Source organism: Amnibacterium flavum (assembly GCF_003097495.1).
Taxonomy (GTDB): Bacteria; Actinomycetota; Actinomycetes; order Actinomycetales; family Microbacteriaceae; genus Naasia; species Naasia flava.
Genome location: NZ_QEOP01000006.1, coordinates 1 through 26,329, shown reverse-complemented (window position 1 = coordinate 26,329; position 26,329 = coordinate 1). Strand labels below are relative to the sequence as shown.

Sequence of the window (26,329 nt, the reverse complement as noted above, 5' to 3'; positions counted from 1 at the left end):
ATCGACACCACAAGAAAGGTCACACCATGAGCCACCACGACTTGGGACTCACCGACGCCAACTCAGGCTGCCACTGCGGCCACCACACCTCCGCGTCTCAGGCCCCGACCGAAGCGTCGACCATCAGCACCGACGTCCTTGTCGAGGGAATGACCTGCTCGCACTGTGTGATGAGCGTGACCGAAGAGGTGACAGCGCTCAACGGTGTCGAAAACGTGACCGTCGACCTCAATGCCGGAGGTGCCTCGAAAGTGACTGTGGCCAGCACCACCCCCATCGACCCGGCCGCGATACGGGCCGCGATCGAGGAGGCCGGCTACAGCGTGGTCGGTAACAGATCATGACCGTCACCGATGTCGAGCTCGACATCGGTGGGATGACCTGCGCGTCCTGCGCGAATCGCATCGAACGCAAGCTGAACAAGCTTCCTGGGGTGGAAGCGAGCGTGAACTATGCCACCGAGAAGGCACGAGTGCGCGCCGAGACCGACCTCGATCCCCAGGCGCTAATCGCCGCAGTGGAGGCCGCTGGCTATACCGCGGCGCTACCAACCCCGCCGCAGACGGAAACAGGGGAGCGCGAAACCGCTCCCGTCGATGAGCTGGCCACCCTCCGGCAGCGGTTGATCATCAGTACCATCCTGGCCGTTCCGGTGGCGGTCCTCTCAATGATCCCGGCGCTGCAGTTCCCGAACTGGCAATGGCTCGCTCTGACCCTTGCCGCGCCGGTCGCGGTATGGGGGGCCTGGCCATTCCACCGGGCCGCCGCGGTCAATGCCCGTCACGGCGCCGCGACCATGGACACGCTCATCAGCGTTGGAGTACTCGCCGCATTCGGCTGGTCGCTGTACGCCCTTTTCTTCGGTATGGCGGGCGCGACCGGGATGCACATGTCGTTCTCTCTGCTGGGTACCCCAGGCGCCGGCGCGGGCGAAATATACCTGGAAGTGGCCGCAGCCGTCACAGTGTTCATCCTCGCGGGGCGCTACGCGGAGGCACGGGCGAAGAAGTCCTCCTCTGCCGCACTGCGAGCACTTCTCGAACTCGGCGCGAAGGACGCCACCCGTCTGGCCAGCGGCACTGAGCAGCGTGTCCCGGTCGCTTCGCTCATCGTCGGCGACCGCGTGCTCGTTCGGCCCGGAGAGAAGATCCCGTCGGACGGACTCGTAGTCGAGGGCAGCTCAGCGGTGGACACCAGCCTGCTGACCGGCGAATCGGTTCCCCGCGAAGTGAGCATCGGCGATCGCGTTGTCGGCGCGACTGTCAACGTGGGAGGGCTTCTCGTGGTCGAGATCGCCCGCGTCGGCTCGGACACCGAACTGGCCCGCATCGGCCGACTGATGGAAGATGCCCAAACCGGTAAGGCGCAGGTCCAGCGCCTGGCCGACCGGGTGTCGGGAATCTTCGTACCCGTCGTAATCGTGTTGGCGATAGTGGCGTTCATCGGCTGGCTGGCCACCGGGGCACCGGCCGAGCTCGCCTTCACCGCCGCGGTCGCCACCCTGATCATCGCCTGCCCGTGCGCGCTGGGTCTTGCAACGCCCACCGCCTTGCTGGTGGGAACTGGGCGCGGATCCCAACTCGGGATCCTGATCCGCGGGCCGCAGGTGCTCGAGCAGACCCGCCAGGTGGACACCATCGTGCTGGACAAGACCGGCACCGTCACGACCGGAGCGATGACCGTCACCGTCACCCGACCCGCACCCGGGCACACCGCCGAGAGGTTGATCGAAGCGGCCGCAGCCGTGGAACACGGCTCGGAGCATCCCATCGCGCGGGCTATCACCGCCGCCTACAACGGCCCGATGCCGACACTGGAGCACTTCGCCTCCCACCCTGGGCGAGGGGTGCAAGCAGTGGTCGATGGGCGGTTAATAGCGGCCGGTCGACTCGCCTGGCTCGACGAACAGTGGGCCATCACATTTCCGGAGGAGTTGCAGGCGGAGGCCCTTGAACTTGAGTGCAAGGGTGCTACCGTCACCGCCGTCGCCGTGAACGGCAAACCGTTGGGACTCGTCGCCGTCGCTGACACCATCAAAACCACCTCTGCCGAGGCGATCGCACTGTTCAAGAGGATGGGGCTGACCCCGGTACTGCTCACCGGCGACAACCAAGGAGCCGCCCACGCCGTCGCCGCGACCGTCGGCATCGACCAGGTCATCGCCGAAGTCACACCGCAGGACAAACTCGACGCCATCCGCGCACTGCAAAGCCAGGGACGAGTAGTGGCGATGGTCGGCGACGGGGTCAACGACGCGGCAGCTCTCTCCGCAGCAGACCTCGGCCTTGCCATGGGAGGCGGAACAGACGCAGCGATCGCCGCCAGCGATATCACCATCGTCAGCGGCGACCTCGTCGCAGTCGCGGACGCTATCCGACTAGCCCGGCAAACCCTCAGCATCATCAAGGGGAACCTCTTCTGGGCCTTCGCATACAACGTCGCAGCGATCCCCGTCGCCATGCTCGGTCTACTCAACCCGCTACTTGCCGGCGCCGCGATGGCGTTCTCCTCCGTCTTCGTTGTCACCAACAGCCTTCGGCTACGCCGCTTCCAATCGACCAGTCACCTCGGCGACCATCCCACGGCCACCAGACGTCTTCGGACGCTGGAAACCGTCTAAGCGCACCTCGGAAGGACCGAAGCTATGTCGCACCACGAACACGAACACGACACCGCCGCTGGCGGCGAGCAGCACCACCACGGTCACCATCACGAGCCGGAGATCAGCGACGACGCACAGCTCGTGGCCTGCCCGGTGATGCCCACCAATCTGGTCAATGTCGAACGCGCTGAAGCGCAGGGGCTTTTCCGCGACTACAAGGGCCAGCGGTACTGGTTCTGCTGCGCCGCGTGCGGGCCGCTCTGGGACGCACAGCCCGACAAGTACGCAGCGGCCTGACCCTCACGGGCGGCATAAACCTTCAATCCGGAAGGAGACGCAATGTCTCAGCACGAGCACAACCACCCCGCAACGCACGCGGAGAAGCACTCAGAGCACTCCGCGGCGCAGGAAACCCGAGAAGAGGCCGCCGGCACATTACAAGGCGCTGAACAGAACTCCCCGGGGGCCGTCGCGCACTCAGGGCACGACGGTCACAGTGGCCAGATGAGTCACCAGGGTCACGGTGCTACGGGGGGCCACGCGGGCCATGGTGGGCACGGCGACCACGTTGGCCAGTTCCGTCGACTCTTCTGGATCATGCTGGTCGTGGCCATCCCGGTCGTTGCGTTCTCGCCGATGTTTGCCATGCTGCTTGGCTACACCCTTCCCGACGCCGGGTGGGCAGGATGGATTTCGCCGCTGCTGGGAAGCGTCCTCTACTTCTGGGGAGGGTGGCCCTTCCTCACCGGAGCGATCAGCGAGCTGCGCACCCGCAAACCGGGGATGATGCTCCTGATCGGGCTTGCGATTACGGTCGCCTTCCTCGCCTCGTGGGGGGCCACCCTCGGCCTCCTCGACCATGAGCTGGACTTCTGGTGGGAGCTGGCGCTCCTGATCGTCATCATGCTGCTGGGGCACTGGATAGAGATGCGCTCTCTCGCGCAGACGACCTCAGCGTTGGATTCCCTAGCTGCCCTGCTGCCCGATGAGGCAGAGAAAATCGACGGAGACAGCACTGTCACCGTCGCCCCGTCAGAACTTCAGGTCGGCGACCGGGTGGTCGTTCGTCCTGGCGGCCGCGTCCCGGCCGACGGCCGCATCGTGGACGGCTCGGCGAGCATGGACGAGGCCATGATCACCGGCGAATCCAAGCCGGTCCGCCGCGCTGTCGGCGATCAGGTAGTCGCCGGCACCGTGGCCACGGACTCCGGCATACGCCTGGAGGTCACAGCTGTTGGGGACGACACCGCCCTTGCCGGTATCCAACGGCTGGTCACCGATGCGCAGGCGTCCTCCTCGAGGGCGCAGCGCATCGCAGACACGGCCGCCGCATGGCTGTTCTGGTTCGCCCTCGGAGCCGGAGTCATCACCGCGATCATCTGGACCCTCCTCGGTCTCCCCGATGAAGCGGTAGTGCGCACCATCACCGTTCTCGTCATCGCCTGCCCCCATGCACTTGGCCTGGCCATCCCGCTCGTGGTCTCCATCGCGACCGAGCGCGCCGCCCGCGGCGGGGTGCTCATCAAGGACCGCCTGGCGTTGGAGAGCATGCGCACGGTCAACACCGTCCTGTTCGACAAGACCGGAACTCTCACCAAGGGCACCCCCGCAGTCACCGCGGTGGAACCGGTCGGGGACTTCACCGAAAGTGAACTCCTCACCCTCGCCGCCTCAGCAGAGGCCGACTCGGAACATCCGCTAGCCAAAGCAATTGTCGCCGCAGCCAAAGAGCGCGGCCTCGCCCTGCAAGGCGCCTCCGACTTCGCATCCTCCCCGGCCGTCGGCGTCCGCGCCCTCATCGGTGACCGACTCGTGCAAGTAGGGGGACCCAATCTGTTGCAGGAGCAGAACCTGCAGGAGTTGCCAGCGGTCGAGCCGTGGCGCACCGAGGGAGCGATCATCCTGCACGTCGTCGTCGACGGCGCCGTTGCAGGAGCGGTGAAGCTAGCTGACGAGGTCCGCCCCGTCTCCCGCGAAGCAGTCGATGCACTCCACCGGTTGGGTGTGCAGGTCGTCATGATTACCGGCGACGCCGAAGCCGTAGCGGCTGCGGTTGCGCACGAGCTCCGCATCGACCGGTACTTCGCCGGCGTCCGCCCCGAAGACAAAGCCGCCAAAGTCAAAGAGCTGCAGGACGAAGGCCGTTCCGTAGCCATGGTCGGAGACGGAGTGAACGACGCACCAGCACTAGCTCAAGCAAACGTCGGCATCGCTATCGGTGCCGGCACCGACGTCGCGATCGCCTCCGCCGGTGTGATCCTCGCCAGCGATGACCCCCGATCAGTGCTGTCAGTGATCCAGCTGTCCAAAGCCAGCTACCGGAAGATGAAGCAGAACCTGTGGTGGGCCGCCGGATACAACCTGATCTCCGTTCCACTGGCGGCCGGAGTGCTCGCACCCATCGGGTTCGTGTTGCCGATGTCGATCGGAGCGCTGCTGATGTCCCTGTCGACCATCGTCGTCGCCCTCAATGCGCAACTGCTCCGCCGGCTCGACCTCACCCCGGAGGCCAGCGTGGCTGCAGCTAACGCCTCGGCGACCCCGGAACGCTAACCCGTTCAGTGAACCGACGTACGCTTCAACGAGGAAGGAGGTGCATCAGATGAGCATGATCAGTACGCGAGCCGCGCTCCGGCCGAAGGCCACGGCGGCGAGAACCATCCTTCTCCCGCTTCTCGCCGTTGTCGCGCTCCTGCTCGGGCTACTAGCCATGCACTCCCTCAACCTCGACACTGCACACGCGGCGATGCCGGCCGGCGGCACAGCGCACGCTGAGGCCCACCTCACCATGCCCGCCGGCAGCGACGAGCACGTCGGTGACTGCGGAAACGACTGCGCCCCCGAACACTCCATGCTCACCATGGCCTGCGTTCTCGCCCTCCTGGTCGGGAGCGCCCTAATCGCGGGTGCAGCAGTCAGAAGCTTCCGCAACACCTCGGCGCCCTGGCGCGTCGCCCCGTTAGCGGGCCTGCCTGCTCTGGCGGTTCTCATCCCTCCCAAACCGCCGTCCCTTCTCGTCCTCTCCATCAGCCGTACCTGATCAGTAGCAGTCAACGGTTCGACCCGTTGACGCCTTCGCAACCGTGCTTCTAGAGCACGGTCGATCCCTGATCTGTTGATGAAGTAACGAAAGAAGACAATCGTGATGAAGAAACGCACCATCCTGCTCGCCACCGCTGGCCTGGCCACAACCCTCATCCTCTCCGGATGCGCAAACGGGGGAGGGGCCGGCATGGCTGGAATGGACCACGGCGGCAGCAGTAGCTCCGCACCCACCGCCACCTCGGAGGCGGGCGCCACTTTCAACGACGCTGACACCAGCTTCGCGATGGAAATGGTCGCCCACCACCAGGGCGCGATTGAGATGTCCGACGTTCTGCTGGCCAAGGAAGGCATCGACGTGCGAGTCGTCGAACTGGCCCAGACCATTAAGGCCGCCCAAACCCCGGAAATCGAGACCATGAACTCGTGGCTCGAGGAGTGGGGCGCCGAGGGCGACATGTCCGGCATGGATCACGGCGGAATGATGATGTCCGAAGAAGACATGGCCGCGCTCGAGGCCGCGACCGGTACCGACGCTGCGCGCTTGTTCCTTGAGCAAATGACCATGCACCACGAAGGCGCTATCGACATGGCGCAGACCGAACTTGATAACGGACAGAACGAGGACGCCCTCGCTCTAGCCCAGAAGATCATCGACGACCAGACCGCCGAGATCGCCACCATGCAAGATCTGCTGACCACGCTCTAAGCCAAGAAGGGTGGTGCCGCAACTGCAACGCTGCGGCACCACCTTCCCCCTTTGTCGCGCCCACCAATAGGGCCAACTCCACAGAGAGGACCTCTGGTGCTGTCACAACACGTCTCGACCCGTCGCTTCCACTTAGCCGCCGCTAGTTCACTCGTTCTCGCCGCCCTGATACTCACAGGCTGCTCGACCGACGAAACTCCCGAAGCGTCCGCACAGGAGGCGTTCGCGCACATCCATGGACTAGCTTTTGATCCCCATGACGACCAGCTCGCCGTCGCCACCCACGAAGGCATCTACAAACTCGACGACGACGCCGACACGCTCACGGTGTCTGGGCCTATCGGCGACCTCGACATCGACGCAATGGGGTTCACCCTCGTCAATGGAACCGCCTACGCATCCGGCCATCCCGGCCCAAACACCCCTCAAAGCTTCGGGGCTCCCCACCTCGGCCTGATCAGTAGCACCGACCAAGGAGAGACCTGGACCACTGTCTCGCTGGCAGGCGCCGTCGACTTTCACGCCCTGGCCGTCGATCGGTACAAACCAGAAACGATCTACGGCCTCTCCTCAAGTGATTCGACGGTCTACAGAAGCGACGACGCCGGCAACAGCTGGCAGAAAGGTGCCGAACTCACAGCCCGCGACCTCGCGGCCCCACCCAACTCCTCGGGGAACGTCTACGCCACCACTGACGCTGGCCTCGCCCGAAGCAGCGACGGAGGAGCTACCTTCCAGCTCGTTCCTGACGCACCCGCGCTCTTCCTCATCAGCAACGACGGTGCGCAGGACGGGCGACTCGTCGGCGTCGACACCGACGGGGTCATATGGCGGCAATCCGCAGGTGAGGGCGGATGGGTGCAAGAAGGGACCGTCGAAGGAAACCCACAAGCGATGACTGTAGAACCGAGCACCACTCGCCTGGTCATTGCAGACGACCGAGGTATCGCGGTTACCGAGGACTACGGTCGCACCTGGAGCATTCTGCAGCCTGCGCTTTGATCACTCGAACGACACAGTTAGAGGGGAGTGAAGGACACGCCTCGCGCCTCCCCAGCCCGGCGCGGCCCAAGACAGCGCGCGCGTTTCGGGTCGCCCAAGCACCCAGCAAGGGCGAGTCCGCAGCGATCAGGACGCTACGAACCCGCCCTCGTCAGCGCTACACGCGCTGACTGATGGTGCCGCCCCGGTTGCGTCCTGCGGCCGACTCGGTCACGAACTGACCTGTTGACGCGGACCTATGAACGGTCGTTGAGTTGCGGGTCCCAGACCCCACCCGCTCCGTGGTGGTCTTTCCGGGCCAGCGTGCAGCCGCAGCGCTCGAGACAAAGCGGCCGCTCTTCGCGGATCGATTGACAGTTGCCATAAGTTATTTCCTCTACTGTGTTCGGTTTGCCGGAACGGCCCGAGGGTAGAGCGCCGCTAGGTTGCGGCTGCCAACTCAGATACAGTCAGTGCTCTGGTCGAGACCTGACATCTCAGGGCTTGCTGGCCGTCTCGCTCGAACGAGGCGGCCATTTTCAGTTGTTGCCGTTGTTGTCCCGGCATCTCGGTATATGTACATAACCGGCTACTTCCCCTCGCGGCGAGGAGAACGATTATCGGTGCTCTTTTTCGCCGCAAGCGAGCGGGACACCAACGACTGAGCCTTGTCGGCCGGCACGGATCGGCGGGCCGCCTTCGCCCCCGCAGTGCCGAACGACGAGCGCTCGATCTTGCCGCGGAACTGATCACTCATGCTGTCTCCCGTCCTTCCTTCACCTGCAGTCGAGCGCGGGCCAGGACCGACTCGACCGCCTTCCCCGTGATACCAAGCTTCTGCCCGATCTCATCGTGGGTGTAGCCGTGAGTGGCGCTGAGGTAGAAGGCTGCCCGGGCCCGCGGATCGGTGATCTTCCCGAACGCGCGCCGCAACTCCTCCCGCAGGGCCGCGCCTTCATCCGGGCCAGGCGTCGACTCCGCCGATCCATCCTCGAAGTCATCAAGTTCGCGATCGATGTCTGACTGCCATGGCTCGACGTAAGAGCGGAGCTCCTGACGGCGCCAGGTCTTGTAGACATTGCTGAACTGCAGCAGGCACTGACCAACGAAATAGGTGCGCAACGAAGCGCCTTTGGCAGGATCCCACTTACCGGGGAGGAGCACCTTGTCGCGGAAGCCGGTCAGCGCCAGGACTACAGTCTCGTCGGCGAGGCTCTCCGCTTCCTCGATCATCGCGCCGCGGCGCGGTTCGGGCTCGAGCGCTCCGAACCCTTTGCGCTTCACTTCGGTTGCGATCTGTCCCTTGTAGATCCAGCCACGGATGACCGCCCACCCGTACCTCGCGATCTCGTTGGCGAAGGCCTCATAGTTTCGGCCAGCGAAACCCGAACTGCGCAGATCCGCAGCGAGCTCGCGGTCGCCCGCGAGCCGGTCGACCCGCTCCTCGGCCTTATCGCGATCGGCGTCAGCGAGCCAAGCGAGCTTTCGAGCCCACTTGTCGGAGCGCGCGGCGAAGGAGTCCTCGTCCTCGTCGTCCACGTCCGGCATGAGCTCCTCGATCTCGTGCTGGCCAGGTGATTGCCATCACGATCCCTCATATGTACGACATTCGCCATATCCCCTCGCCGGAAGACGCCCGCCCGCGACAGTCGAGCGAGTCGCGGTCAGCGGTGGCATGCTCAGGACATGGATGACCTCACGCCGCAACTCGCAGAACTGGGCATTCAACTCGCCGCCAGCGCTGCCCGGAACACCGCGTCCGCTATCACCGACAAGATCGGCGCGATGCGCGCCTCAAAGTCCGCGACCGATCAGGTTGCCGCCCTTGAACAAATCGTCTCGGATCTCATCGCCGACAAAAACGAGCTGACGCGCATCGCTCAGGCATATCAGCAAGAACTGGTCGCGCAACAGCTCACGCCTGGGGACATTCGCTACATCACCGACACGGTTGTGCCGCTGCTCGAGCAACTCGCAGACGGCATGGGAAACAAGGCTGAAGGTGCGCAGCTCAAGCAACAGATTCAGACGTTCAAACCGTTGCTATCCGGCGAAACGGTGAACATCTTGCAGCTGCTCGGATTCAACTTCAGACAAGGGATCGGAGCACCCTTGACCCAGCGTCTGAAGACCCTGATCGACGGAAGCGGCGACACCGGCGCGGCCCTTCAAGCCGAGGCGCTACGCACCCAGCGAGCCGCTATGGAGCTGGCTGCAGATCCCACCGCATACGCCCGCTTTCGAGAGATGTACCCAGCCGGCTGATCGGCGAACTGGCGTTCCGCTCCTTCCGCGGGAGAGTCGCTAGCGTGAACAAGGAGCGGTTGGTGGCGTTCCCAAGAGCGCTCGTTTCCGATGCGCGGCGCTGCACCGATAACGATCGTTTTCGGTGCAGATTCCGCGGGGGGCCATGTTGGTACGGGGCTTCGGCGATTCAACCAACCTGTGAGCAGCCTCGCTCTGTGTCGTCGTTTTCGCTGCGATCGGTGTCGGGTCAGGTGGTGCCGATGACGAGGGTGCTGCGGGCGGCCTCGACGACGTCGTTGGTGATGACGTCGAGCTCGTTGATCTTCAGGACGCGTTGGATCTGAGGGAGGAGGCGCTCAAGGAGCCGGAAGTTGCCGCGGGTGATGCGTTCGACGGCGGCGATGGCTTGCGCGTCGGTGAAGTCGTCGGGGTCGAGCGTCTTGCCGAGCTTGCGCCATTGACGTTCGAGGACGAAGAGCAGCTCGTCGTGGCCGAGCGGACGGTACTGGTGGGCGAAACCGAGGCGGCTGTAGAGCTGCGGGTAGTGGCTGAACTGCTTCTCGATGCCGGGCATGCCGATGAGGATCATCGCTATGCCGGTGCGGTCGTACTGGTCGCGGAGCCACTCGATCGCGTTGCCGGTGAGGCGTTCGGACTCGTCGATGATGATCAGCTCGAGCAGGGACGGGTTGGGGCCGTGTGCGTGGTCGAAGTGGCGACCCTGGAGCAGGAGGTGTTCCTCGATGCAGCGTTCGGTGCGGAGCATGTCGTGCCGGAGGTCGTCCTGCAGGGCGCGCATCGTGGCGGAGACCTCGGGCGTGTAGAAGACGGTGCGGGCTCGGTGGGCGGCGGCGTAGATCTTCGTGTCGTCTTCGCTGCGTGCGGCCCATCTGGCGATGAACGGGCCGATGCTGTCCCAGTGGGCGTAGCGGCGTGCGGAGAGGGTCTTGCCGACGCCAGCGGGGCCGAAGCAGACGCCGATGGTGTTCTGCTTCCGGACGGCGTCGGCGAACTCCGCGAACCGACGGTGTTCCTTCGTGATGATGAACTGGGTCGTCATGACCGGTCCTCCTCGTAGGTCATCAGTCGCGGTTGATCCGGTGCCGGTGCGGGTGCTGGTGGGGTGTGATCATCGGGTGTGGGGCGGACGATCGCGATGCGTTCGCGGATCTGCCCGCGCAGGGCTCTTCGTTGCGCGTTCCGGGCGGCCTGGATCTGCTTGAGACTGATGGTCTCGGTCTGATGCGCGGTACTGATCGCGGTGCACAGGAACGCGTCGCGGTGAAAGACACGGATCTCGGTGACGTCGCGGGGGTCGTACCGGACGCTGACGGTGCTGCCCACGAAGGGTGCGAGAGTGGTTGCGGTGTAGCGGAGCCCTTCGAAGTGGATGCCGTCTCGTTGCACGACACGCGTGGTCGGGACGGTGAGCAGGAACCCGTCGAGCTGCTCGAGGGAGTCCGGCATTCGTGGCAGCCACCCGTCTGCGATCCACGCTTCCAGTGGGCTCTTCCGGAGCTCGCGGTGGATGCGGGCGTTGTAGCGGCGGATGAACGTGTTGATGGCACTGTCGACACCGGCGAGATCCAGCGCCGGCGTCGGCGCCGGCGCCGAGGATCCGGGTGCGAGGTGGCCGGGGAGCGTTGGGAGCAGCTCGGTGTTGATGGTGCCGAAGAACCGCTCGATCTTCCCGCGGCCCTGGGGGCGAGCGACCTGCGAGTGGATGATGCGGAGGTGCAGCACGGCGGCGGTGTCGCCGATTCGGTGGCTGGTGAAGTCGGACCCGTGGTCTGTGTAGAGCACGTCTGGGATCCCGCAGACAGGCCAGTCCGGTTCCGGCTTGTGCCAGATCGCTTGCCGGAGCGCGAGCGCGGTGTTCGCGGCGGATGGGGCGCCGAGGAACACCATGTACCCGCAGACCGCGCGGGAGTAGTCGTCGAGGATCACCGTCAACCACGGCCGTTCGGGCTTGCCGTCGGGTCCGACGATGAGCAGATCGAGCATCGTGTGGTCCGCCTGCCAGATCGCGTTGGGGCGATCCGCACGACGTCGGAGCAGCAGTTCGTGCTTGTCCCGATATGACGCGGGCCCCTCAAGCGCGAGCGTCACCATCCCGGGATCAAGCCCGTTCACGATCGACCGCACAACGGAGTACGACGGCGCTGAGAGACCTCGTTTGGTGCAGTAATTGTCGACCTGGCGGTGAATCGTGGCGATCGAAGGTCGTGGCTTGGTGAGTGCGAGCCCCTCAATCAGGCGCACCAGTTCCGGTGCCGTCCGTCGGGCGCCGTGATCGGTGCGGGTGCCGTCGGCGAGAGCCGGGTATCCGCCGGTTCGGTAGCGGGCCAACCAGCGTTGCAGGGTGCGCTCAGCGACGCCCGTGGTGCGGGCCAGGGTGGCGAGCGGGATGGCGTCCTCGACGTGCAGTCGAAGGATGCCCCACCGCTCGCTCGCGTCCATAGCCAGCTACATCGTTGGGGAAGGCTTGGTTCGTCGCGCCGCGACGGGCTCGGCGTGCTTCGCGAGTGCACGGTAGATGGTGGTGCGGCTAACGCCGAGCACGTCGCCGATCTGCGCGACGGTCATGTCCTGCTGTTCGTAGAGCCGGCGTGCGGTGCGCACCTGGTCCGCGGAGAGCCGAGATGGTCGGCCGCCGGTGCGGCCGCGGGCTCGAGCGGCGGCGAGGCCGGCGTTGGTGCGTTCCTTGATGAGGTCCCGTTCGAACTCCGCCAACGCGGCGAAGACGTGGAACACGAGCCGGCCGCCGGGCGAGGTGGTGTCGATGGTCTCCTGCAGGGACCGGAACCCGATGCCGCGCTCGGCGAGAGCGTGCAGCTGATCGATGAGGTGCCGGATGGACCGGCCGAGCCGGTCGAGTCGCCAGACGACGAGAGTGTCGCCGGGGCGGAGCTGGTCGAGGAGCTTGTCGAGCTCGGGCCGGTGTTGGAGCGACCCGGACATGGTGTCGACGAACACGCGGTAGCAGCCAGCGGCGTTGAGCGCGTCGATCTGCAGCGACGCGTCCTGGTCTGTGGTGGACACGCGCGCATACCCGAGAAGGTGACCCATGAAGAGAACGTAGCGAAACTCGACCAGGAGGGGTAGTGGCGGCACGTAGATTCTGGGACTGGGTTCCGCTACAAGACACGGCGCCTCGCACCCGGACTGAGCGCCGGTACGGATAGTTGTAGCGGAATCGTTCGTATTTGTTACGTCTGCCGCGCTCGCGCGGCGAGCCGGAGTGCTTGCACGGAACGGAGGTGTTGTTCCGATCGGTGGCGGCCGTTGGCGGGAGACGGATGTGGTGCTGCGATGACCGGAAGGAGTCGGGGGTGCTCGTCCAGGGTGAAGTGTCGCATGACGCCGTCGAGGGCAACGGCCCCGTACGTGACGATCGCAGTGAGAGCGGGGAGGGCCGCGAGCAGTGTGGCGAGGGCATGCCGCCCCTCGTCGATGTCCTCGAGTCGCACGCGGTCGGGCAGTTCCCATGGGACAAGGTTCCAGCGGACGTACTCGCCGCGTGCGAGTCCGGACTCGATACGGGCTGCTCGGAACGCGGCCGCGGTCGGGCCCGGGTTGTCCTCGCTGCAGATCGCTGCGTGCGCTGCGGCGATGGTCTGGGGGCCAGGCGACTGCATCAGGACCAGGACACGGCTGAATCTGCCGCCGGATCGTGGGTCGAAGCTCGGGACGAACCGTCGGCTGCCGTCGGGCGCGGTCCGCCACGTCTCCGCGAGACCGTTCAGCGATCGAACGTCAGCGAGTTCCTCGGGGGTACTCATGCCGGCTGTGGCGGTGCCAGCAGGGTGCCACGGATGACGGATCCGTGAAAGGTGCGAAGGGCAACGGTGATCCATGCGGCGACGAGGCCGGCGTAGTAGATGACGGCGAGGACGGCAACGACGGTCAGGCCTGAGTGCAGGGCGAGCCCGTTCAGGCCGGTGACGCAGGTCCCGACGGGGAACGTGAAGGACCACCAAGTCAGGCTGAACGGCAAGTGTTCGCGGGCAGTGCGGATGGTGATCGCGAGGGCGATGACGGTCCACAGCAGCGCGAAGCCGAGCATCGCGAACCCGTACACCAGCGCCACGACCAGCAGGGCATGCGCGGTACTCGCATCGACAACGGTGGGGGCGTTCGATGCGAGGAGGTTCACCGCGGTGATCGACTGTCCGACCGGCCCGAGGACGATCCACAGAGTCGGGACCATGCCGGCGGCCCCGACCTTGTGCTGCGCGAGACGGTTCCAGATCAGCGTGATCACGACCAGCGACGTGATGAGGCTGAGGCCGAAGAAGCCGTAGCAGGACCACAGCAGCGTCTCCCGCGCCTGCCCGGCGGGGGCGTACGGCAGCAGGAGCGCACCGGTGGAGGCGGACACCATCGGCGGGACGATCGGCATCAGCCAGCCGCCGAACGCGGAGTCGGGCTTGTTCTCGTGGCGGGTGAACGCCAGGTACGGCACGAGCACTGCCGTGAGCAGTCCTCCGATGGTGCCGATGGTCCACAGGACCCAGTCGATGGTGACGGCGGCGGGCAGGCCGACCCAGTCCTTGCCGAGCAGGAGTGTCCCGGCGCCGACGGTGAGGAACGCCATCGGTGGTGCGCCGTAGAAGTGCGAGATCACCGGGTTGAGCTGGTGCCCGGCTGCAGTGCTCCGGTAGCGGATCCAGTGCAGCACCGTCGCGGTCGTGAGGGCGACGAGGAGCACCGCGGCGATCGCCCACACGACCGTCGCCGCGAGGCGCAGCCCGGGGAACTGCAGCGGCAGTGACGCAGCTGCGACAGCGACGATCCCCGTGCCCATGATCGACGCGAACCAGTTCGGTGTGAGATTCGACACGATCAGGCCTGGCCGCTCCAGGTCACGGAACAACGCCGTCTGCGGCCGTTGGGGCAGCTGGCTACCGTTCGCGGGTGCAGGGTCCGTGCGGAGCGTTGTCATGGGCCAAGCCTGCGCGAATCCTGCCTCTGGCGGTACCCGGAACCTCTTGGCAGGGCACAATCAATGATTGTGGCACTACGGCGACTCACGGACCGAACCCTCGACCTCGACACACTCGACGTGCTCGCACGCGTCGCCGAGACCGGCTCCCTCTCCGCTGCCGCTGGAGCGCTCGGCGTCACGCAACAGGCAGTGTCTGCTCGGATCCGGGTCGCCGAGCGCATGGTCGGTCACTTGTTGGTGCACCGCTCGACCACGGGGTCGGTGCTGACCGAGACCGGCAGGCTCGTCGTCGGGCTGGCCGGACCGGTCCTCGACGCGTCTCGCCACCTCGAAGCAGGAGTGGCTGCGCTGCGGACTCCCACGGGTTCGCTCGTCGTCGCAGCGTCACAGACGATCGCGGAGCTGCTGCTGCCGGGCTGGCTGCTCGAATTCCGCCGCCGCGAACCCGACGTGCGGGTGCGCCTGATCGCGGGCAACTCCGCCGCGGTGACGGACCTCGTGCAGTCGGGTGGCGCGAACCTCGGGTTCACGGAGACCCCGGTGACGGCGGCAGGTGTGTCCGCGCAGGTGATCGCGGACGATGAGCTCGCGGTCGTCGTTGCGCCGGAACATCCCTGGGCTCGGTCGACCGGGATCACTGCGGAGGTCCTGGCGGCGACGGCTCTGCTCCTGCGGGAAGAAGGTTCCGGAACTCGCGCGACCCTCGCCGCATGGCTCAGGGAGGCCGGTTTGAGCATGTCGGTTCCGGCCGCGGTGCTGGAGACCACGAGCATCATCCGGGCGAACGCGCAGGCTGGAATTGCACCGGCGGTGATGAGCCTTCGCACGGTCGCCGCCGACATCAACGACGGGTCGCTGGTGCGGGTCCCGCTCGCTGGGCCGCCACTTGCCCGGCCGTTGCGGGCGATCTGGTCGGGAGAGCCTCAGCCAGCTGGTTCTGCTTTCCTGCGCGTCGCCCACGAGGTGACCGGTCGGGGTCAGCGCAGCCCGTAGGGCAGCTCCGGATTGTTCTCCGCGATCTCGGTGAGCCGGTTGTACTTGGCGACGCGTTCTCCGCGGGCGGGTGCGCCGGACTTGATCTGTCCGGTTCCGGTGCCGACGACGAGGTCCGCGATGAACGTGTCGGTGGTCTCGCCGGACCGGTGCGACACCATGCTCCGCATCCCGAGCGAGCGTGCGACGCCGATCGCGTCGAGGGTCTGGGAGACGGTGCCGATCTGGTTCGGCTTGATGAGCGCCGCGTTCGAGAGCCCGTCCTTCCCACCGTCGCGGATGCGCTGCGGATCGGTGACGTAGAGATCATCGCCGACGATCTGGAGCATGTCGCCGAGCGCGAACGACATCGCCTTCCAGCCGCCGTGGTCATCTTCGGAGAAGCCGTCTTCGATGCTCCGGATCGGATACCGGCTGATGAGGTCGCGGTAGTAGTCGACCATGCCTGCGCGGTCGAGCCGGCGGTCCACGACCCGGTAGCTACCGTCACCGAGCGCGAACTCGTTCGCCGCCGGGTCGAGTGCGATCGCGACGGTGTCCACGCCGGGCTCGTAACCGGCGGCACTGATCGCGGCGACGAGGAGGTCGAGGGCCTCCTCGGGCGCGGCGATCGACGGGGCGAAGCCGCCTTCGTCCCCGAGACCGAGACTGCCGAACCGTTCCCGGACCAGTGCCGCCAGCGCGTGGTAGACGTCCGATCCGATCCGAACCGCGTCGGTCATGGTCTCGGCGTTCACCGGGGCGATCATGAACTCCTGGAAGTCGAGCGCGTTCGCTGCGTGCGCTCCGCCGTTGAGCACGTTGAAGTGCGGGACGGGCAGGCGGGGCGTGCTGCCGGTGACGTCTGCGATCCAACGCCAGAGCGGCAGCTCCGCTGCGGCGGCGAGAGCGCGTGCCATCGCGATCGAGGTCGCGACGACACTGTTCGCGCCGAGCCGGCGGTGGTTCGGGGTGCCGTCGAGGGCAGCGAGGGCGGCGTCGGCCTGCCCGATCGAGGTCCACGACTGGCCGGTGATCATCGGTGCGACGTCCGTCGTGATGAGGTGCAGTGCCTGGCTCACGTCGCGGCCGCCGTAGCTGCTGCCGCCGTCGCGAAGCTCGACAGCCTCATGCGCGCCAGTGGATGCGCCTGCGGGGGCGTCACCGGTGACGACGGTGCCGTCCTCGAGCTCGAGACGCACCTGGATCGTCGGGTAGCCGCGGGAGTCGAGGATCCGGGAGCCGTGCAGGCTGCTGATGGTGACGGGGCGGCTGGTGTGGGTCACGTACTCGCCCTGATGGTGGGTGGTGTGGTGGACGTTGCTGATGTAGTCGTTCACGGCGGTTGTCGCCTTTCGGGTTGGTCGTGCGGGTGTGGGCCGCGGGGAGGCGGAGGGACGACCTCCTGGCGATCACTGGGCGCCAGTTGCCTCCCCACGGCGGTTCAGGGCGCGCACTGGATGGTGTCGGGTGCGCGGGTGCCGGTCAGGGGTGCGGGGTGAACCGTTCCTGTGCGGCGCGGATGATGGCTTCGGCGTCGACACGGTTCGCCCACCCGTTGGTGGTGACGTGCTTGCCGTGCTCGATCTCCTTGTAGTGGGCGAAGAAGTGCTCGATCTCCGCCAGGACCGGCTCGGCGACGTCGGAGATGTCCTGGACGTGGTCGAAGCGGACGTCTCCGGCGGGGACGGTGAGGATCTTGTCATCGCCGCCGTTCTCGTCGACCATGCGGAGCATCCCGACCGGGCGGACGTCGATGACGACGCCGGGGAACGTGGGCCGGGGCAGCAGCACGAGCGCGTCGAGGGGGTCGCCGTCATCGCCGAGAGTGTCGTCGATCGAGCCGTAGTCCTGCGGGAACACCATGCTGGTGAACACCGCCCGGTCCAGGCGGATCCGTCCGGTGGCGTGGTCGACCTCGTACTTGTTGCCGCTGCCGCGGGGGATCTCGATCGTGATGTCGAAGTGCATGAGCTGTTCGTCTCCCAGTCGGATGGTCAAGTGAGGGTGCCGAGGGTGACGCCCCCGGCGGCTGCGGCGACGGAGACGACGAGCATCCCGAGCCCGTTCACGGCAGCCGCGGTGGTGCGGCCAGTGCGTGCGAGGCGGACGGTCTCGAAGCTGGCGGTGCTGAACGTGGTGTAGCCACCCATGAGCCCTGTTCCGAGCACCGCGACGGGGGTGGCGCCGAGGTGACCGGCGGCGCCGGTGATCAAGCCCAGCAGGAACGAGCCGGTGATGTTGATCGTCAGCGTCCCGACCGGGAGCCGGAACTGCCGACCCCGGTTGATCGCACCATCCACGAAGAACCGTGCGGCCGCGCCGACACCGCCAGCGACCGCGACGCTGAGGAAGGCCAGGGCGCTCATGATGTGGCCCCGTTCGGTCGGACCAAACCCGCGATCGCGAGGCCGCTACCGGTGGCGATCGCGCCGGCGAGGACCGTCAGGAGCGCGTACCCGGTGCCGGCCAACCCGCGGCCAGCGAGGAACAACACCGCGGTGCTGGTCGCGAGGGTGCTGTAGGTGGTGAACCCGCCGAGGACACCGGTTCCCAGAAGCAGGCGCAGTGTCCGGCGGCGACCCTCGTCAGGTCCGCGATGCGCGAGGTGTTCCAGCAGCACACCCAGTAGGAGCGCGCCGGCGATGTTGATCCAGAAGATCGCCCAGGACACCTCCTGCTGAGCGGGGAACGCGGTGCTGAGTCCGTCGCGTGCGGCGGTACCGATGGCGCCGCCGAGTGCGACGACACCGAGGTACCGCCACCGCAGATGCACTGGCCGGTCGATACGTTCCGGGTCGTTGGCGTCGATGTCTGGGTCGGGCGGGAGCTGCCCATCGGGCAGGTGCGTGTCCGTTCGGGAGGTCATGTTCCACCTTCCGCAGCGACCGCTGCCGCTGCTGCTCGTGCTGCCGGATGCAGGTACTCCCCACCCCGCGGACAGAACCCACCGTCGCCGTCGAACCGGTAGATCAGGGGTTCGCCCGTGGGGAGGTTCAGGTCCGCGAGCTCACCGTCAGTTAGGCCGTCCATGCAGGCACACAGTGCCCGCAGTGAGTTGCCGTGCGCGACGACGAGCACTGTCTGCCCGTCGCGGAGTGCCGGGGTGATGCTGTGCGACAGGACGGGTTGGACCCGGCGGATGACGTCGGAGAGTGTTTCGGTTCGACGAAGTGCCGCCCACGGCAGTCCACGAAGCGCCGGCGTCCGCCGGAGCGCCAGCCACGCGCGGATCGACATGCGTGGTGGCCGTCCCGTGCGGGTCCGACGAACAGCGAAGAACTGCTCCGCCCCCAACGCCGCTTGCGCATTCTGCTTGGACATGCCGGTGAGGGCGCCGTAGTTCCGCTCGTTCAACCGCCACGTCGACTCGATCGGCGCATCACGTCCGAGGACGTCGGTGACGAGCTCCGCCGTGTGGAGCGCCCGCTCGAGCGTCGACGTGAGCACGAGGTCCGGTCGGATGCCGGCATGCAGAAGTAGCAACCCAGCCCGATTCGCTTCGGCGCTGCCCTGTTCGGTCAGCGCGACGTCTCGCAAGCCGGTGAAGGTACCGGCAGCGTTCGCAGTGCTCTGTCCGTGGCGGAGCAGAACAAGCTGGCCGGTCACGGGGTGTCCCACGGCAGTGGGGCATCGAACCCGACCGGATCAACGGGCACTACGAGCACTGAACGGTGCTGCTGATGGGTCAGCCGTACCGCGACCGACCCCGTGAAGAACTCCGCGATTCGACCCGCTCCCGTCCTGGCCCCGACGACCAGCATCGCCGCGTCGCGGTCTTCGGCCACCTGCGACAGTGCCCGGCTCGGATCCCCGACACCCGGGACGAACGTGACGTCGACGCCGTAGGTCGTTGCGGCAGCACGTACTGCCGCCTTGTCACTGTCCGACAAGCCCTGCGGTGTCGTGTCAGCGGTGTCAGGGTCGATCGGTTCCACCATCACCGACCCGTCCGAGCGCGTACCGGCATCGAAGAGCGATGCATCCACGCTGACGCACACCAGCGTCGTACCGAAGCGCCGCGCGATAGACGACGCAACCTCGATGACCCCCGGAGCGAGGCCGGGCAGGACGCCGACGACGACCGGTCCGGAACCGATTGGTGCTGTCATGACACTCCCTACCTCAGGCGCGCAGAAGCGCGACCAGCTGAGATAGGGACTGTTGTCGACAACTGTCGAGGTTGGGTCCGGCAAGCCCCACTACCGGGTCCGAAGACACCACCATTATGCACCCGAACCCCAAGTCACGCGGGCCGTCTCGCGCACCCGCGACGTCCCGACACCGAAGGAAGCGATTCCGACGACACGGAGCGAAGCTGCCCACAACCAACCGAAACTCTCCACCGAAACCCAAACGCACCGAAACCCGCATTCGACCGTTTTCGGCGGTAAAGTTGAAGTGTGAATGTCGTCGGATACGCGCGGGTGTCCAAGCGCGAGCAGAACCCGCAAGCCCAAGAGGCTGAGCTGCGCGCGGCCGGCGCCCACCGAGTCTTCGTAGACCACGGTGAATCCAGCCGAATTGCCGATCGCCCACAATGGCTTGCCTGCCTCGAGTATCTCCGGGATGGCGACACCCTCCTGGTTCGCCGCCTCGATCGCCTTGGCGGATCCGAGCGCATCATCATCGAAACGCTCAATGACCTCGAGCGCCGTGGCGTGAACATCCGCAGCCTCACCGAACCCATGATCGACACCACGACCCCAATGGGCCGTGCGCTGTTCGGGATCGTTGCCGTCTTCGCGCAGCTGCGCGTCGACACCATCCGCGAAAACACCATCCGCGGTCTCGACTTCGCTCGCTCCCAGGGCCGCACCGGCGGCCGCCCATCCGTCATGACGCCAGAACGGATCGCAGAAGCCCAACGGATGCGAGCCGACAAACGCAGCATCGCCCACATCGCTGGTGTGCTCGGGGTCGGAGCGTCGTCTGTCACCCGCGCTCTCTCCAAGCTCGATGAGGAAGAGTCGGCGCCGCCTGAGCGGCGGGTCTTCTTCCGCGACATCAAGCCATACGAGACTCCCGCCACCCTCGAGGACTTGCGGGGACCAGCCAGGGGAGTGCTGGAACTGCCCCATTCCGTCTACTGGGGGCCGGACCGGACGGTCAACCTTGATACGCCGGCTGGGGTTCGCAAGACCTACCAGGCCGCACTCCGCGAAGGCACTGCCCAAGAGCAGACTCAGATCCTCAATCGAGACGTCCTGCTCAATAACTGGAGCGAACTTGCGTTGCCCGACCGGGTCCGCTCGCTCTGGGAAGAGCAGTTCCCAGAGCTACGCGCCTCGGTCTCCGCGTGAACGCGCTCGAGCTGCAGCGCGCCGTCACCCGGATTGCCTTGGACGCTGCCGGAGCGAGCGGATTCGCACTCGCGGGAAGCGGTGCAATCCGTGAACACGGCGTTATCAGCCGTCTCAGCGAGGACGTAGACCTGTTCACCTCGAACACCAACGAGCCCAGTTTTGGTGCAGCGGTCGACCGGGTCGTCGACGCCCTCATTGTGGCCGGATACAGCGTCGACCTGGCTCGGCGCACGGAACAGTTCGCCCGTCTGCAGGTACGCACCGATGCTGGCCAACAAGTCGACGTCGATATGGGTATGGACTGGCGTGAGGTCGAGCCGGTCACCCTCGAGGTCGGACCCGTCCTCAGTATCCAGGACGCGATCGGAAACAAAATCTCCGCCCTCTATGGCAGGGCCGAAGCCCGCGACTTCTTCGACGTCGACGCCATCCGTGCTTCGGGGCACTACACCGACGCCGAGTTAGTTGCCGCCGCGGCCGAGCGCGACCCCGGCTTCGACATCAGCATGTTCGCCCGTCAACTCGAACGCGCGAACCGACTCGTCCTCGACGACCTCAAGGAGTATGGCGTCGACAGCGACGAGCTGGCCGCCATCAAACGCCGCCTCACCGACTGGGCGGAGCTACTGCGCCAGCAGCTAGAGCAGTGAGCGCGCCTTCCACCCTGTAGTGAGTGGATGTGCCCGGGGCTCCGCTCAGTGCTGGTGATCGTCGTCCTGTTCGTCATCGAGAAGCATTCCGACTGAGGTGGCGCAGGAGTCGCCGCGCCACGCCTCGATGCCTTCGCGGATTGCGAAGACGGCGATGACGAGGCCGGCGATCGCGTCGACCCACCACCATCCGAAGAGGCTGTTCGCGAGGAGCCCCACGAGGACCGCCGCCGACAGGTAGGTGCAGATCAGGGTCTGCTTCGAGTCCGCGATGGCTGTGGCGGAGCCGAGCTCTTGGCCGGCTCGCCGCTCTGCGAGCGAGAGGAACGGCATCACGACGACGCTGATCGCGGTGATGACGATGCCGAGCGTCGAGTGTCGGACTTCGACCTGACCGATGATCGCGAAGAGTGAGGTGACGGTGACGTATGCGGCGAGGGCGAAGAACGCGACCGCAATGACCCGAAGCGTTCCCTTTTCCCAGCGCTCAGGATCCCGGCGGGTGAACTGCCATGCGACGGCAGCGGCAGAGAGAACTTCGATGGTCGAGTCCAGGCCGAACCCGATCAGTGCGGCAGAGGAAGCGGCAGTCCCAGCAGCGATCGCGATGACCGCCTCGATGAGGTTGTAGGTGATCGTCGCGCCGACAATCCATCGAATGCGGCGTTGCAGGGTGTGCTTGCGCTCGTCAGCGAGAGGCGCGGTGGTGGTCATGCGCAGGTGCAACTTTCTCCGGCGCAGCAGCCGGGCTCGACGTAGAGAACAACTCGCAGTAACTCGTCCAAGGCCGGAGCAAGGTGTGAGTCCGCGAGCCGATACCAAGTTCGTCGCCCGTCTGGCACCGCCTCCACCAGGCCGCAGCCACGCAGGCACGCCAGCTGATTCGACATCACCTGCCGACTCACCCCGAGCGCGTCGGCCAGATCGGATGGGTACGCGGGAGCCTCGCGGAGCGCGAGGAGAACCCCCGTACGTGTCGAGTCGGACAGAGCATGACCCAGACGCGCTAACGCAGCGGTATGAGAGACGGTCGCTGTAGCCGTGGACATCACCCCACAGTACATAGAAGGCTGAATAAAGGGAATCGTGTACCGACGGCGATTTAGGTCTGTCCATCACGCCCAGCTGCAACTCTCGTTGAGCAGGTGATGCCTGTTCGGAGGATGATCATCAGATGATGATCGAGGTCCTGCACATCGATGACTGCCCGAACTGGATCGCCGCGGGTCAGCGCATAGAAGAAGCCCTCGCGCTGAACGGCACACCGAACGCGAAAGTCACTTACCGACTCATCGAGTCTGCAGAAGAGGCGGCACTAGTTCCGTTCGCGGGATCACCCACCATCACTCTGGATGGGCGGGATCTCTTCCCCAACGGAGGCGTGACGCGCGATCTTGCGTGTCGCATCTACTTCACTCCCGAAGGAACAGCAGGGCTCCCGACCGTCGAGCAAATCTCCGAAGCCATCGCGTCTCATGAGCACTGAAGCAACCTTCGTTTGCTCGTGCTGCGGGCGCCCTCGGGCTCGTCGGCAACTCCATTCGGTGGCCGATGGTTCGTCGTTCATCTGCCGGCGATGCGGTCTCTGGATAGCTCTGCGGCCTTTCGGCGATCGAGAGAGCCGCACGAGCTAGCCCGCTCGGAGTCTCTCAATCCGATACTCTTCGGCGCTCGACGAGGATGGTGTCCCGCCATTCGCCGGCAACTGGGCCGTAGGTCATCCGGGCTATGCGCTCCCGGGTGCCCACTTGCCGGAACCCCAGACGCTGGTGGAGACGCAGGCTGCCCTTATTCTCGGGAAAAATGCTCGATTGGATCGTCCAAATCCCGACTTCCTCCGCTACCGCGATGAGTTCGGCAAGGAGAGCGGTTCCCACCCGTTGGCCCTGAGCGGCGGGCGAGACGTAGACGGAATGCTCGACCACTCCTCGATACACAGCTCGGCCAGATACCGGCGAGGCGGCCGCCCATCCCGCGATCATGCCGTCGACTACTGCCACCAGGCGCAGCTCCGGGTGCTTCGACTCGATGAACGCCTCCCAGCTGGCGGGCGGTGACGGTTCGAAGGTCGCGTGACCGGTTGCGATGCCGTCGGAGTAGATGCGCTCGACAGCGGGCCAGTCCTCTGCGGTCATCGCCCTGACGGCGACGCGGCTCATGCCGGCAGAAGGGTCTTCGCGGCAGCCATCAGGGTGCCGTTGATGACCCGGAAGTACGCCCATCGGCCGCGCTGTTCCCGGGAGACCAGGCCCGCCTCGGCGAGCTGCTTCATGTGGTGGGACACCGTTGGCTGACTGAGTCCGACCGGATCGGTGAGGTCGCAGATGCACATCTCGCCACTGTCGCTGGCTGCGATCAGGGAGAGCAGACGCACCCGATTGGGATCTCCGAGCGCACGAAATACCTTGGCAAGCTCCTCCGCGGCAGGCGCCTGCAGCGCCTCCGCTGACGCGGGAGCGCAGCACGCTGCACTCAGTTGCAGAGTGGGAGTCCCTGAATCAGTCATCATCACTCCTCGCATTGACAAACGTCGATGTATCGACCAGCCTCAATGTATCGATCGTAGTCGATATGAGGAGTTGACGTGGAAGAGCTGCCTGTCGTCGTCATCGGAGCCGGTCCGCAAGGACTCGCCGCCGCCGCGCACCTCGTCGAGCGCGGAATCGAGCCGCTCGTGCTCGAGAAGGGCGCCACCGCGGGAGCCGCAGTGACCGATTGGAGCCACGTCCGGCTGTTCTCGGAATGGCCCGAACTCGTCGACGCCGCAGCGGCACGTCTCCTGCAACCCACCGGCTGGACCCAGCCGACAGGGTATCCGCGGGGCCGTCAATGGGTTTCTGCCTACCTCGCGCCCCTCGCCGAAGCACTGACGGGTCGAATCCGTTACGGCACCACGGTGACCGGCATCGGGCGCCGTGGCCGTGATCGTCTGGTCGATGAGCAGCGAGGATCGACCCCGTTCACGCTGCACATCGTCGACGCCGAAGGAACAGAGTCCCGAATCGAGGCCCGAGCGGTGATCGACGCGTCAGGAACCTGGAACCGACCCAACCCGGCAGGGGCCGACGGCCTCCCCGCCCTCGGAGAAACATCGTCCCCATTCGTCTCCTACCGGATTCCGGACTTCGGCAACCGGGAGCCGTTCGCCGGCGCCCACACGATCGTCCTCGGCAGCGGGCACTCTGCGCTCACGGCCATCATCGAACTGTCACGGATCGCCCGCTACCACCCGGACACCCGCATCACGTGGGTTCTGCGCCGCGGCGACGCCGCGAACGCGTTCGGCGGCGGCGCCGCCGATGAACTGCCCGAGCGCGGCGCCCTCGGGCTTCGCGCCCGCGCGCTGGTGGAAGCAGGAGCCGTCAACCTGCTCACCGGATTCCGGGTGCAAGAAGTGCGCTCCACCCCCGCCGGTGCTGTCCTCATCGCCGAAGACGGCCGCGAACTGCCAGCGGCCGACCAAGTGGTGGCCCTCACCGGGTTCCGCCCAGACCTCTCGTTCCTCAGCGAACTCCGCCTCGAACTCGATCCGACCTTGCAGGCCCCGGTGCGGATTGCGCAGGAGGTGGACCCCAACCTGCACAGTTGCGGGTCCGTGCGCGCCACCGGCGCAGCAGACCTTGCCCACCCCGAGCCCGGGCTCTACATCGTCGGGGCGAAGTCATACGGTCGGGCACCAACCTTCCTGGCCATGACGGGTTACGAGCAGGTTCGCAGCGTCGTGGCAGAACTCGCCGGCGACCACGAAGCCGCCCGCCGCGTCGAACTCGTTCTTCCCGAGACCGGCGTCTGCGGCGGCTCAGGCTTGTTCGACAACCCCTCCGCCAGTGCCGGCGCATGCTGCGCACCCCCGGTGCTTCAGCAGAACGTGACGATCGGGCGCCGCCAGATCGAGGGCCTCGTCAGCCTCTCCAACTGAGGTCAGGTCAGGAATGCGTCGCTGATCTTCTGAGCGACCGCTTCCCGCAAGGGGCGGACGGCCTCGACGTCCCAGGCCTCCGGGTTCGGGAACGACCACTCGAGGACCCTGCCCCTCGGAGCCGCCGGCAGCTCAAGGCCCGGTTTCATGAGCACAACAACGTCGGCACCTTCGAGATCCTCGACCGTGACAGCGCGGGGCGTGCGATCGCTGATGTCCATGCCGAGTTCCGCGACCGTGGCGGCAACAGCCGGGTTCACCTCATCGGCAGGTGACAGCCCGGCCGAGTCGACGGAGTATCGGTCGCCGGCGAGGTGCTCGAGCAGGGCGGCGCCGAGCTGCGAGCGGCCAGCGTTGTGCTGGCAGATGAACAGAACCGTCTGGGTGCTCATGCGTGAACTCCTGCCTGCAGAGTGCGAGTCCACTGCTGAGTGGCCACCTGCACCGCATCCCACGGGGACCCCAGCGGCGGCGTGTAGGACAGGTCGAGTTCGCTGACCTGCTCCATCGACAGCCCTGCATAGAGCGCGGTGGCATAGGTGTCGACCCGTTTCGCGGTCTCGGTGCCAAGTCGGCCGACCAGCTGAGCACCGAGTAGCCGCCCGTCACCGGTGTCGCCGGTGATGCGAATCGAGATCGGCTGCGCGCCCGGGTAGTACCTCTTGTGATCATCCGCCACCGCGGCCACCGTCTCGGGAGAGAACCCGTGGGCGAGGGCTTCGTGATCGCGGAGCCCGGTGCGGGATGCGACCAGGTCGAAGACCTTGACGACCTGAGTGCCCACGGAGCCGGCGAAGCGCACGTTGCCGCCGAGCGCGTTCTCGCCCGCGACGCGACCCTGTTTGTGCGCGGTGGTACCCAACGGGAGGTAGGTGACACCCATCAGGCGGTGGTGGGTCACGACCCCGTCGCCTGCTGACCAGACGTGGGGCAGCCCGGTGCGCATGGCCTCA

31 protein-coding genes are annotated in these 26,329 nt (G+C 66.2%); 13 read left to right on the top strand and 18 right to left on the bottom strand.

Translation table 11 applies throughout. The annotated features are described in order from the left end of the window. The first annotated feature begins 26 nt into the window (after window positions 1-26). The 7 genes from DDQ50_RS16695 to DDQ50_RS16665 all read left to right on the top strand — a co-directional run bounded on the left by DDQ50_RS16695 (window position 27) and on the right by DDQ50_RS16665 (window position 7,355). Window positions 27-344 carry a cation transporter gene (locus DDQ50_RS16695; protein ID WP_116757930.1) on the top strand — a complete coding sequence of 106 codons (318 nt, stop codon included), beginning with the start codon at window positions 27-29 and terminating at the stop codon, window positions 342-344. Further along, on the top strand, window positions 341-2,620 hold the full coding sequence (locus DDQ50_RS16690; RefSeq protein ID WP_116757929.1) for a heavy metal translocating P-type ATPase: 2,280 nt from the start codon (window positions 341-343) through the stop codon (window positions 2,618-2,620). Before DDQ50_RS16695 ends, DDQ50_RS16690 begins: the two co-directional genes overlap by 4 nt. Window positions 2,621-2,644: 24 nt before the next feature. After that, on the top strand, window positions 2,645-2,899 hold the full coding sequence (locus DDQ50_RS16685; RefSeq protein WP_116757928.1) for a YHS domain-containing protein: 255 nt from the start codon (window positions 2,645-2,647) through the stop codon (window positions 2,897-2,899). A 42-nt stretch (window positions 2,900-2,941) separates the two neighbouring features. Next, window positions 2,942-5,155 (top strand): heavy metal translocating P-type ATPase, encoded by a 2,214-nt coding sequence (locus DDQ50_RS16680; RefSeq protein ID WP_116757927.1) that lies wholly within the window; start codon window positions 2,942-2,944, stop codon window positions 5,153-5,155. Window positions 5,156-5,204: 49 nt separating this feature from the next. Then, the gene (locus DDQ50_RS16675; protein ID WP_116757926.1) at window positions 5,205-5,642 is read left to right on the top strand and encodes a DUF6153 family protein; all 438 of its coding nucleotides are present in this window, start codon (window positions 5,205-5,207) and stop codon (window positions 5,640-5,642) included. A gap of 105 nt (window positions 5,643-5,747) precedes the next feature. Continuing rightward, entirely contained in the window at window positions 5,748-6,353 is a 606-nt protein-coding gene (locus DDQ50_RS16670; RefSeq protein WP_116757976.1) for a DUF305 domain-containing protein, read from the top strand. Window positions 6,354-6,449: 96 nt separating this feature from the next. Then, complete coding sequence (locus DDQ50_RS16665; RefSeq protein WP_116757925.1) at window positions 6,450-7,355, top strand: F510_1955 family glycosylhydrolase; 906 nt, start codon at window positions 6,450-6,452, stop codon at window positions 7,353-7,355. Between the two features lie 732 nt (window positions 7,356-8,087). Here DDQ50_RS16665 and DDQ50_RS16655 read toward each other — a convergent pair. Further along, window positions 8,088-8,873 carry an RNA polymerase sigma factor gene (locus DDQ50_RS16655; protein ID WP_240614500.1) on the bottom strand — a complete coding sequence of 262 codons (786 nt, stop codon included), beginning with the start codon at window positions 8,871-8,873 and terminating at the stop codon, window positions 8,088-8,090. Between the two features lie 147 nt (window positions 8,874-9,020). On the opposite strand from DDQ50_RS16655, the gene DDQ50_RS16650 reads away from it, so the two are divergent. After that, window positions 9,021-9,599, top strand: coding sequence for a tape measure protein (locus DDQ50_RS16650; protein WP_116757922.1), 579 nt, complete (start codon window positions 9,021-9,023; stop codon window positions 9,597-9,599). A 229-nt stretch (window positions 9,600-9,828) separates the two neighbouring features. On the opposite strand, the gene DDQ50_RS16645 is transcribed toward DDQ50_RS16650, so the two are convergent. The 5 genes from DDQ50_RS16645 to DDQ50_RS16625 form a co-directional block, all read right to left on the bottom strand. After that, window positions 9,829-10,641: an AAA family ATPase gene (locus DDQ50_RS16645; RefSeq protein ID WP_116757921.1), complete on the bottom strand. Its 813-nt coding sequence runs from the start codon at window positions 10,639-10,641 to the stop codon at window positions 9,829-9,831. Beyond that, on the bottom strand, window positions 10,638-12,041 hold the full coding sequence (locus tag DDQ50_RS16640; protein ID WP_071301383.1) for a Mu transposase C-terminal domain-containing protein: 1,404 nt from the start codon (window positions 12,039-12,041) through the stop codon (window positions 10,638-10,640). The genes DDQ50_RS16645 and DDQ50_RS16640 overlap by 4 nt, the downstream gene beginning before the upstream one ends. Window positions 12,042-12,047: 6 nt before the next feature. After that, the gene (locus DDQ50_RS16635; protein WP_055960814.1) at window positions 12,048-12,650 is read right to left on the bottom strand and encodes a recombinase family protein; all 603 of its coding nucleotides are present in this window, start codon (window positions 12,648-12,650) and stop codon (window positions 12,048-12,050) included. A gap of 140 nt (window positions 12,651-12,790) precedes the next feature. Next, window positions 12,791-13,363, bottom strand: coding sequence for a uracil-DNA glycosylase family protein (locus DDQ50_RS16630; protein ID WP_055960816.1), 573 nt, complete (start codon window positions 13,361-13,363; stop codon window positions 12,791-12,793). Then, the gene (locus tag DDQ50_RS16625; protein ID WP_240614499.1) at window positions 13,360-14,424 is read right to left on the bottom strand and encodes a TDT family transporter; all 1,065 of its coding nucleotides are present in this window, start codon (window positions 14,422-14,424) and stop codon (window positions 13,360-13,362) included. The genes DDQ50_RS16630 and DDQ50_RS16625 overlap by 4 nt, the downstream gene beginning before the upstream one ends. Window positions 14,425-14,595: 171 nt before the next feature. On the opposite strand from DDQ50_RS16625, the gene DDQ50_RS16620 reads away from it, so the two are divergent. Further along, complete coding sequence (locus DDQ50_RS16620; RefSeq protein WP_055960820.1) at window positions 14,596-15,522, top strand: LysR family transcriptional regulator; 927 nt, start codon at window positions 14,596-14,598, stop codon at window positions 15,520-15,522. Here the strand turns inward: DDQ50_RS16620 and eno are convergent. The 6 genes from eno to DDQ50_RS16590 all read right to left on the bottom strand — a co-directional run bounded on the left by eno (window position 15,507) and on the right by DDQ50_RS16590 (window position 19,613). Beyond that, window positions 15,507-16,841 (bottom strand): phosphopyruvate hydratase, encoded by a 1,335-nt coding sequence (eno, locus tag DDQ50_RS16615; protein WP_083393829.1) that lies wholly within the window; start codon window positions 16,839-16,841, stop codon window positions 15,507-15,509. The genes DDQ50_RS16620 and eno overlap by 16 nt on opposite strands. A gap of 145 nt (window positions 16,842-16,986) precedes the next feature. Further along, window positions 16,987-17,472: an inorganic diphosphatase gene (locus DDQ50_RS16610; protein ID WP_055960822.1), complete on the bottom strand. Its 486-nt coding sequence runs from the start codon at window positions 17,470-17,472 to the stop codon at window positions 16,987-16,989. Window positions 17,473-17,498: 26 nt separating this feature from the next. Continuing rightward, window positions 17,499-17,870: a fluoride efflux transporter FluC gene (locus DDQ50_RS16605; RefSeq protein WP_055960823.1), complete on the bottom strand. Its 372-nt coding sequence runs from the start codon at window positions 17,868-17,870 to the stop codon at window positions 17,499-17,501. Then, window positions 17,867-18,277, bottom strand: coding sequence for a CrcB family protein (locus DDQ50_RS16600; protein WP_055962328.1), 411 nt, complete (start codon window positions 18,275-18,277; stop codon window positions 17,867-17,869). The genes DDQ50_RS16605 and DDQ50_RS16600 overlap by 4 nt, the downstream gene beginning before the upstream one ends. 89 nt (window positions 18,278-18,366) lie before the next feature. Then, entirely contained in the window at window positions 18,367-19,110 is a 744-nt protein-coding gene (locus DDQ50_RS16595) for a 2,3-bisphosphoglycerate-dependent phosphoglycerate mutase (RefSeq protein ID WP_055960826.1), read from the bottom strand. Continuing rightward, the gene (locus DDQ50_RS16590; protein WP_060915497.1) at window positions 19,107-19,613 is read right to left on the bottom strand and encodes a universal stress protein; all 507 of its coding nucleotides are present in this window, start codon (window positions 19,611-19,613) and stop codon (window positions 19,107-19,109) included. Before DDQ50_RS16590 ends, DDQ50_RS16595 begins: the two co-directional genes overlap by 4 nt. Before the next feature lie 291 nt (window positions 19,614-19,904). Here DDQ50_RS16590 and DDQ50_RS17570 point away from each other — a divergent pair, with 291 nt between their 5' ends. Both DDQ50_RS17570 and DDQ50_RS16580 read left to right on the top strand, forming a co-directional pair. Next, window positions 19,905-20,804 (top strand): recombinase family protein, encoded by a 900-nt coding sequence (locus DDQ50_RS17570; RefSeq protein WP_240614497.1) that lies wholly within the window; start codon window positions 19,905-19,907, stop codon window positions 20,802-20,804. Further along, window positions 20,801-21,457, top strand: a complete 657-nt coding sequence (locus tag DDQ50_RS16580; RefSeq protein ID WP_240614495.1) for a nucleotidyl transferase AbiEii/AbiGii toxin family protein — start codon at window positions 20,801-20,803, stop codon at window positions 21,455-21,457. The genes DDQ50_RS17570 and DDQ50_RS16580 overlap by 4 nt, the downstream gene beginning before the upstream one ends. A gap of 45 nt (window positions 21,458-21,502) precedes the next feature. Here DDQ50_RS16580 and DDQ50_RS16575 read toward each other — a convergent pair whose 3' ends face one another. Together DDQ50_RS16575 and DDQ50_RS16570 are read right to left on the bottom strand one after the other, a co-directional pair. Then, complete coding sequence (locus tag DDQ50_RS16575; protein WP_116757920.1) at window positions 21,503-22,171, bottom strand: cation efflux transmembrane domain-containing protein; 669 nt, start codon at window positions 22,169-22,171, stop codon at window positions 21,503-21,505. Beyond that, window positions 22,168-22,506, bottom strand: a complete 339-nt coding sequence (locus tag DDQ50_RS16570) for an ArsR/SmtB family transcription factor (RefSeq protein ID WP_116757974.1) — start codon at window positions 22,504-22,506, stop codon at window positions 22,168-22,170. The genes DDQ50_RS16575 and DDQ50_RS16570 overlap by 4 nt, the downstream gene beginning before the upstream one ends. A gap of 125 nt (window positions 22,507-22,631) precedes the next feature. On the opposite strand from DDQ50_RS16570, the gene DDQ50_RS16565 reads away from it, so the two are divergent. Next, window positions 22,632-22,943 (top strand): thioredoxin family protein, encoded by a 312-nt coding sequence (locus DDQ50_RS16565; protein WP_116757919.1) that lies wholly within the window; start codon window positions 22,632-22,634, stop codon window positions 22,941-22,943. A gap of 163 nt (window positions 22,944-23,106) precedes the next feature. On the opposite strand, the gene DDQ50_RS16560 is transcribed toward DDQ50_RS16565, so the two are convergent. After that, complete coding sequence (locus DDQ50_RS16560; RefSeq protein WP_116757918.1) at window positions 23,107-23,616, bottom strand: GNAT family N-acetyltransferase; 510 nt, start codon at window positions 23,614-23,616, stop codon at window positions 23,107-23,109. Beyond that, a complete protein-coding gene (locus DDQ50_RS16555; RefSeq protein WP_116757973.1) occupies window positions 23,613-23,963 on the bottom strand; it encodes an ArsR/SmtB family transcription factor in 351 nt (116 codons plus the stop codon). Before DDQ50_RS16555 ends, DDQ50_RS16560 begins: the two co-directional genes overlap by 4 nt. A gap of 78 nt (window positions 23,964-24,041) precedes the next feature. On the opposite strand from DDQ50_RS16555, the gene DDQ50_RS16550 reads away from it, so the two are divergent. Further along, window positions 24,042-25,376, top strand: coding sequence for an NAD(P)-binding domain-containing protein (locus tag DDQ50_RS16550; RefSeq protein WP_116757917.1), 1,335 nt, complete (start codon window positions 24,042-24,044; stop codon window positions 25,374-25,376). 2 nt (window positions 25,377-25,378) lie between these two features. On the opposite strand, the gene DDQ50_RS16545 is transcribed toward DDQ50_RS16550, so the two are convergent. Further along, window positions 25,379-25,768: an arsenate-mycothiol transferase ArsC gene (locus DDQ50_RS16545; RefSeq protein WP_116757916.1), complete on the bottom strand. Its 390-nt coding sequence runs from the start codon at window positions 25,766-25,768 to the stop codon at window positions 25,379-25,381. Continuing rightward, on the bottom strand, window positions 25,765-26,329 hold a 565-nt coding region (locus DDQ50_RS16540), incomplete at its 5' end, for an NAD(P)/FAD-dependent oxidoreductase (RefSeq protein ID WP_476692340.1). The genes DDQ50_RS16540 and DDQ50_RS16545, both read right to left, overlap by 4 nt.